The 7,255-nt window shown below is 62.6% G+C and carries 4 protein-coding genes; 3 read left to right on the top strand and 1 reads right to left on the bottom strand.

Features of this window, described 5'->3' with window-relative positions; genetic code table 11:
- Together QZ638_RS21250 and QZ638_RS21245 are read left to right on the top strand one after the other, a co-directional pair.
- Window positions 1-715: efflux RND transporter periplasmic adaptor subunit (locus QZ638_RS21250; protein WP_295814195.1), on the top strand; the 715-nt coding region annotated here is incomplete at its 5' end.
- A gap of 12 nt (window positions 716-727) precedes the next feature.
- A complete protein-coding gene (locus QZ638_RS21245) occupies window positions 728-3,871 on the top strand; it encodes an efflux RND transporter permease subunit (protein WP_295814192.1) in 3,144 nt (1,047 codons plus the stop codon).
- A 16-nt stretch (window positions 3,872-3,887) separates the two neighbouring features.
- On the opposite strand, the gene QZ638_RS21240 is transcribed toward QZ638_RS21245, so the two are convergent.
- Window positions 3,888-5,330 carry a glycosyl transferase family protein gene (locus QZ638_RS21240; RefSeq protein WP_295814189.1) on the bottom strand — a complete coding sequence of 481 codons (1,443 nt, stop codon included), beginning with the start codon at window positions 5,328-5,330 and terminating at the stop codon, window positions 3,888-3,890.
- A gap of 312 nt (window positions 5,331-5,642) precedes the next feature.
- On the opposite strand from QZ638_RS21240, the gene QZ638_RS21235 reads away from it, so the two are divergent.
- Window positions 5,643-7,255 (top strand): TonB-dependent receptor (locus QZ638_RS21235; protein ID WP_295814198.1); only part of this gene is annotated, 1,613 nt, incomplete at its 3' end.

Here is a 7,255-nt window from a genome sequence, read left to right as displayed (position 1 = left end):
GCTCTTCGAGCGCGGACACGTGACGCAGGCCGCGCTCGACGCGCAGTCTCTTGCAGTGGACGAAACGCGCTCGCGTTTCGAGCAGGCCGAGCGTGCCGTGGCGCTGGCCACCAACCAGATGGGCTATGCGGAACTGAAAGCGTCCGCCGACGGCGTGGTCAGCGCTGCCGGTGTGGAGGCGGGGCAGGTGGTCTCGCCCGGACAGATGGTGGTGAGCGTTGCCCGGCTCGACGAAAAAGAGGTCGAGGTCGCGATCCCCGAAAGCCGCCTGGCGGATCTGGAGGGTTCCACCGCCGAGGTGACTCTGTGGGCCGGCAGCGGAAGCTATGCGGCACGGGTGCGCGAGATCGCCCCCGAGGCCAACGGCACAAGCCGGACCTATCCCGTGCGGTTTTCCGTGCCGGACGCGGATGAGGGCGTTCGGCTGGGCATGACCGCCACGGTTTCGCTGACCAAAGGAGATCCGTCACCGGTTGCCCGCATACCGATGACGGCGGTTCTCGACGACGGCCGGGGGCCGGTCGTGTTCGTAGTCGATCCCCCCTCGCACGAACTCCAACGCCGGTCGGTCGTCGTCGAGGCCTATCAATCGCGCAATGCCGTCGTGTCCGACGGGCTCAAGGATGGCGAGCGCATCGTCACTCTCGGTGTACAGAAACTGCAGGACGGCGAGCGCGTCAGGCTGGCCGAAATCCAGTCCGCGAACGCCGACTGACCGGGGGCAATCATGCAACGCTTCAATCTTTCGCAATGGGCTGTCACGCACCAGACGCTCGTCCTGTTCCTGATCATCGTTCTGTCGCTCGGCGGGGCTTATTCCTATGCCCGGCTTGGCCGCGCGGAGGATCCAAGCTTCACCATCAAGGTCATGGTGGTGAATGCCGTCTGGCCCGGCGCCACGGCGGAAGAAATTCAGCGTCAGGTTGCCGATCCGATCGAGAAAACGCTGCAGGAAGTGCCTTATTTCGACAAGGTGCGCACCTACTCGAAGCCGGGTTCCACCTTCATGCAGGTGCAACTCGAGGACACGACGCCGCCTGGCGAGGTGGCCGATATCTGGTATCAGATACGCAAGCGCGTCGGCGATATCCGCAGCAGCCTTCCGCAGGGTGTCATCGGGCCTTTCTTCAACGACGAGTTCGGCGACGTGGATAGCGCGCTCTACATGTTGACCGGACAGGGCGCGACAATGCGCGACCTGAAGGACGCGGCGGAGACCATCCGCCAACGACTGCTGCGCGTGCCGGACGTGGAGAAGGTGCGCTTCTACGGCGATCAGGACGAGCGCATCTTCGTCGAGTTCTCCCATTCCAAGCTTGCCACGCTGGGCATCGATCCGCAGGTGATTTTCAATTCGATCGCGGCGCAGAACGCGGTGACGCCGTCCGGCGAGGTCGAAACGGCGTCGGATCGTGTCTTCCTGCGCGTGGAAGGCGCGCTCAAGGGTGTGGACGCGGTGGCGTCCGTTCCGGTCGCGGTGAACGGCACGGTGTTTCGGCTGGGCGACATCGCAGAGGTGCGGCGTGGCTATGAGGACCCGCCAAGCTTCACCGCGCGCCACGAAGGAGAACAGGCGCTCGCCATCGGCGTGGTCATGGCCGAAGGTGCGAACATCCTCACGCTGGGCGAGAATCTGGAACGGGCGCGGAGCGAGATCGAAGCCGATCTTCCGGTGGGGCTCGAACTGGAAATGATCGCCAACCAGCCGGAGGTGGTGCAGGATTCGGTCGGTGAGTTCATCAAGGTTTTTCTGGAAGCGCTTGCGGTGGTTCTGGCGGTAAGCTTCCTGTCGCTCGGCTGGCGCACGGGCATTGTGGTGGCGCTTGCCGTGCCGCTGGTGTTGGCCATCGTCATGATCGCGCTCGACATGCTCGGCATGAGTCTGGAGCGCATCACGCTCGGCGCGCTGATCATCGCGCTGGGCCTGATGGTGGACGACGCGATCATCGCCGTCGAAATGATGGTGGTGAAGATGGAACAGGGCTATGACCGGTTGAAGGCGGCCACCTTCGCCTGGACGTCGACCGCGTTTCCCATGCTTACCGGCACATTGGTGACGGCGGCCGGTTTCCTGCCGGTCGGTTTTGCGCAATCGACCGCGGGCGAATACGCCGGCGGCATCTTCTGGGTGGTGACCATAGCGCTTGTGGCGTCATGGTTCGTGGCCGTGATCTTCACGCCCTATATCGGCGTCAAGCTGCTGCCCAACTTCCACAAGCATGGAACGACCGTGGCGGAGGGCGAGGACCATCACGACATTTACGACACGCGGCTTTACAACGGATTGCGCCGGATCGTGGACTGGTGCGTCTCGTGGCGCTGGCTGGTGATCGCCGGGGTGATCGGGCTCTTCGCCGTTTCGATATGGGCTTTCGGTTTCGTGCAGCAGCAGTTTTTCCCTACGTCTCCGCGTCCCGAACTGATGGTGGAAATTCGCCTGCCGGAAGGGGCTCCCATCAAGGCGACGCAGGCCTCGGCACGCACCATGGAACAGGTTATCGGGGCCGATGACGAGGTGTTGACCTATTCGACCTATACGGGCGCCGGCGCGCCGCGCTGGTTCCTTGCCTCCAATCCGGAACTGCCGAAGCCGAACTACGCCATCATCGTGATGTACACCGAAGATGCCGCGGCCAGAGACCGGGTGAAGGCGCGGCTGCAGAACTACATCGCAGAAGGCGGCCTGCCGGAAGCGCGGGTGCGTGTGACGGAACTCGTGTTCGGCCCGCCGGTGGGTTTCCCCGTTCAGTTCCGCGTGATCGGTCCCGACCCTCTGGAGGTGCGCCGCATCGCCTATGACGTGCGCGACGTGATGGCGCAGAATCCCAATGCGCTCGATCCCAACCTGGACTGGAACGAGCAGGCGAAATCCATTCGCCTTGAGGTCGACCAGGACCGTGCGCGGGCACTGGGGCTGACGCCGCAGGACATCGGCCGAACGCTGCAGACGCTGCTTTCGGGCTACACGATCACGGCGGTGCGCGACGGCATCGAGCGCATCGACGTGGTGGCGCGCGCGGTGGAAAGCGAACGGCTGGACATCGCGCATCTGGGCGACCTGACGATTGCCACGCGCGGCGGCGCACCCGTGCCGTTGTCGCAGGTGGCCAAGGTTGCTTATGGCCATGAAGAGCCGATCCTGTGGCGGCAGAACCGCGACATGCTGATCACGGTGCGCGCCGACGTTCCCACCGGCGTTCAGCCGCCGGACGTCTCATCGCAGATCTGGCCGACGCTTCAGCCGCTCGTCGAGGAACTGCCGGTCGGTTATCGCATCGAGATGGGCGGGGCCATCGAGGAAAGCGCCAAGGCGAATGCGGCCCTGTTCGATGTGTTCCCGATCATGGTGCTGGCGATGCTGACGATCCTGATGATCCAGTTGCAGAGCTTTTCGCGCCTGGCGCTGGTCTTCGCCACCGCGCCGCTGGGGCTCATCGGTGCCACGTTCGGACTCCTGATCTTCAATCAGCCCTTCGGGTTCGTCGCGCTGCTCGGGCTGATCGCGCTTGCGGGAATGATCATGCGAAACACGGTGATCCTGGTCGATCAGATCAAGGCCGACCTGGAAGACGGTTCGCCCGAATGGACGGCGATCATCGAGGCGACGGTGCGCCGCACGCGGCCGGTGGTTCTGACGGCGCTGGCTGCGATCTTCGCCATGGTGCCTTTGTCGGGCAACGTGTTTTGGGGGCCGATGGCCTTCGCCATCATGGGCGGGCTGACGGCGGCAACGGTGCTCACCATCCTGTTCGTTCCAGCCCTCTATGCCGCCTTCTACCGCGTCAAGCGGCCCGGCGAAAAGGATCGTTCAAACGACAGGCTCGCCCTTCAGGACAGCAGTCAACTCGCGCTGCCGCAGGCGGCCGAGTAGAGAGGAGCGGCGGAATTCATTTGCTCGCGTTCCGCCGCTCCCATAATTCCTGTGCCGTCGCATACCAACGCATCAGATCGTCGTCGCGCGAGCGGTTTACCGTCATGAGTGCCAGCGCCGCGGTGGCCAGAACGATGCGGGTTGCCCGCTCGTCCACAGCGGTTCCGCGCCACACCGCATGCCAGTATTCCGGCGAGGTGAGGCCGATCCGGGTTTCGCCGCGCGGTTCCTGCAAGGCACCGAAACGGCGCTCGAACGGCTCTTTATCGACGATCCGATAAACGGTTGCGGGACGGTAAGGCACCCATTCTCCCACATCGCGATTGTTGCCGATCACCGTCAAATCTTGCTGGCCGATGAGAAGCGCGGCGTCGCGATGCAATTCCCGATAAGCCGGTTGCGCAACGCCGAGAAAGGACGCGCGGATGGAGAGGGGATTGACGAGATGCACCGCACTGTTGATTGGCGAGCGTGTGTGGAACAGCGGATAGAGGCCGAGCAATCCCTGCATCTGCGGTGTCGCGGCGGCCAGAGGAAGATAGGCAATGCCACTTGTCTCGAGACAGATTCGAGCCTCGGTGAGGGACATGACGACGGGGATGTCGAGCATCGAGACCGCATGCTCGGCCTTGCCGCCTGCTCCGTGCAGAAGGACGGGGTGCCCCGCCTGCGCCACCAGGACCGCCGCCTGCAGAAACCATGGCGCGCGCGGCGACATCGGAGAAAGATACATGGGCCAGTCCAGCGCGGCTGTTTCCATGCCGGCGGGCGCGACGCTGTCCGTAAAGCCGAAAACGTCGCGTGCGGCCCTGACAATGCCCGCCATTTCGGCTGCGGTTTCACCGCGATAGCGCATCAGGTGCAGCAATGCACCCACCTGTGTGGAATCCGCCTCGCCGCGGAAAATTATGGAGTATGCATCATACGCTTCTTCGCTGGTGAGGGGGCGCGAACTGCCTATACCGCGCCCGATCACCGCAAGGTGAAGGGCGAGTCGTTCGACGGGCTTTTTATTGCTGTTTCGATGGCGATCCAACTGACGCGCCAACTGTTCGGGCGAGGGTTGGCCGTCAAGCAGGACCGAGGGACGCACGGCCAGTGGCGGGGTTTCGATCAGGGGTTTCTTGTTCCAGCTTGCGCGAATGGCGTCTATGGCATCCTGCTCCGGCTCCGTTCCGCCCTGCAGCAGGGAATCGGCCTCGGCGGCGAGTGCCCGCAGGCGCATACGCAGTTCTTCCGCGCGCGGCGTTGGAACGAGATGTCGCCCGGAGCGAACCATCAGGGGATCCCGGTAAAGCTCCCGTGCCTGCGATAACATACGGCTGACCGCCGCCGTGCTCAGTTCCATGCGTTTTGCGGCCCGGGTCACGCTGCCCTCGACCAGAATGCTGTCGAGGGCGACCAGGAGGCGCAACTGCCCGAGCCGGGTGGAGCTGCCTGCTTTTCCTGTTTCCGTCACGGACGGTTCCCGGGCTTCCGCATCGATACGGGCTCTCTTTGTTCGCCCACGCAGTTCGGGCCGCATGGATGCTTTCTCCTTCCGTTCCATCGTTGCGCTTTCTGCAACTTGGAAAGGTTCTAAAACATGATCGTTGACCTCATAATATCGCACTAAATAAGTGGAGTGCAATTTTCCAGTTTTATCTTCGGGGGTTCCGGAATGCGTTCTGTCTTGGCTCTTGGTTCGTCACGAACAGATTTTGAAACCGGGTGCAGGGGGCGCATCTTTACGCGGCACGGCATTGCTTTCCTGCTTACGGGATGCGCTGCGCTGCCGGCTCATGCCCAGGACAACAGCGTGTCGACCACGCTTCTCGAAACGGTCGTCGTCACGGCAACCGGCTTCGAACAGAACGTGACCGATGCCCCGGCGAGCATTACGGTCGTGCCGCGCGAGGAACTCGAAAAGGGTGCATACAGCGACCTGACGGATGCGTTGCGCAGCGTACAGGGTGTTGCCGTAACCGGTTCTCCAGGCAACGAGGATATTTACATTCGCGGTCTTCCCGGCGCCTATACGCTGATCCTGGTGGATGGCAAACGACAGAACACACGCGAGTCGCGCACCAATGGCGATTCCGGTTTCGAACAAAGCTTTCTCCCGCCCGTGGCGGCGATCGAGCGTATCGAGGTGGTGCGCGGTCCGATGTCGTCGCTTTACGGTTCCGATGCCATGGGCGGTGTGATCAACATCATTACACGCAAGGTGGCCGATCGCTGGACCGGTACATTTTCCGTGGACGGAACGTTGCAGCAGCACTCCAAGTACGGCAATGCGGGTTCTGCCTCGTTCTATGCGAGCGGTCCGGTCGTTCAGGACATGCTCGGCTTGCAGTTCTGGGGCCGGGGGTTCCTTCGCAAGGAGGATTCGTTCGAAAGCGGCACGCCGGAATCGAAGGATGTCGACTTCACCGGCCGCCTCACATTCACACCCAATGCGGACCATGATTTCGTCCTCGAGGCCGGCAGAACGCGCCTGCGTCGTGAATCCACCGAGGGAAACACGAGCACAAGGCCCGACAGCTACAACTACAACGACCGGGATCATTGGTCTCTGACCCATACCGGACGCTGGGGTTGGACGACTTCCGAGGTGTCCGTTTCGCAGGAATGGGCCGAACGCACCAACTACAACTGGGATGTCGGCGCATCGGCTTTCATGGAAAACCTGCGTTCACCGGAGATCCAGAACACAGTCATCGACGCCAAGACCACCACGCCTTTCGATCTGTTCGGTTCCCATACGCTGGTGATAGGCGGCCAGTATCTCGATGCGAGACTGACAGACCAGAATCCGGGCCGTCGCACCGGACTGGACGAGGAGTTCGGCATCACGCAATGGGCGCTTTTTGCCGAGGACGAGTGGTGGATTACGCCGGACTTCGCCCTGACGGGCGGTGTGCGGATGGACGATCATGAAATCTATGGCGCTCATTTCAGCCCACGCGCCTACGCAGTGTGGCACGCGACCGAGCAACTGACGCTGAAGGGCGGCATGTCCACCGGTTTCAAGGCACCCAATATTCGCACCATCGCGCCGGGCTATGCCTATACGACCGGCGGGCGCGGTTGCAGTTACGGTCCCGGCGGCACCTGCGGTGTGATCATCGGCGACCCGAATCTGGAAGCCGAAAAGAGCACAAGCTTCGAGGTCAGCGCTTTGTGGGACAGTCTCGGCGGCGTGCGGCTTGGCGCCACCTACTTCTATACCGATTTCAAGGACAAGATCACCAACTCGCTGGTTTACAACGACGACGGCACAATCGCCCGCTGGAACGAAGATCCGAACTACCGCCTCTGGTACAGCTACAACATCGACGAAGCGGTGATGCAGGGTGTGGAACTGACAGCCGAGTGGCAGGTGAACGAGGTTCTGACGCTGCG

This window comes from uncultured Nitratireductor sp., from assembly GCF_913053745.1.
Taxonomy (GTDB): domain Bacteria; phylum Pseudomonadota; class Alphaproteobacteria; order Rhizobiales; family Rhizobiaceae; genus Nitratireductor.
The sequence above is the reverse complement of the archived record's forward strand: the minus strand, read 5'-3'. Positions and strand labels throughout refer to the sequence as shown.

Excerpts from the sequence above, each read along its gene's own strand:
- QZ638_RS21245 (WP_295814192.1), top strand. The coding sequence starts at position 728 with ATGCAACGCTTCAATCTTTCGCAATGGGCTGTCACGCACCAGACGCTC.